Below are 369 nucleotides of genomic sequence, written 5' to 3' on the forward strand. Positions count from 1 at the left end.
GCAAGAGCACACCAGTCGCGCTGAATGCGGTGTATCAGCAACCGGCTGTTGCCGCGCGCAACCGGGTATACCGGCATCAGCGGCGGGTGCGGGTAACGCTCCTCGAGGTATTCCATCACCACGGTCGATTCATACAACGCCAGGTCACGGTCGACCAGGGTCGGCACACTGCCATACGGGTTGACCTCGGCCAGCCTGGGCGGCAGGCGCGCCGGATCGACATCGATGACCTGCACGCTGACACCCTTCTCGGCCAGCACCAGGCGTACCCGATGAGAATAATGGTCAGCGGGGTCGGAATAGCAGGCTAACCTGTTGGTTGCGCCCATGTAGCGGCTCCTCGCACGAGATGCTGTGCAACTTTAAATG

General features: G+C 61.8%; 1 protein-coding gene. It reads right to left on the reverse strand.

Features of this window, described 5'->3' with window-relative positions:
* A partial coding sequence (locus QWI17_RS01305) for a glutathione S-transferase N-terminal domain-containing protein (protein WP_302720683.1) occupies window positions 1–329 on the reverse strand: 329 nt, incomplete at its 3' end.
* Window positions 330–369: the final 40 nt, after the last annotated feature.

The sequence above is a fragment of the Gilvimarinus gilvus genome (assembly GCF_030518155.1).
GTDB classification, from domain to species: Bacteria; Pseudomonadota; Gammaproteobacteria; order Pseudomonadales; family Cellvibrionaceae; genus Gilvimarinus; species Gilvimarinus gilvus.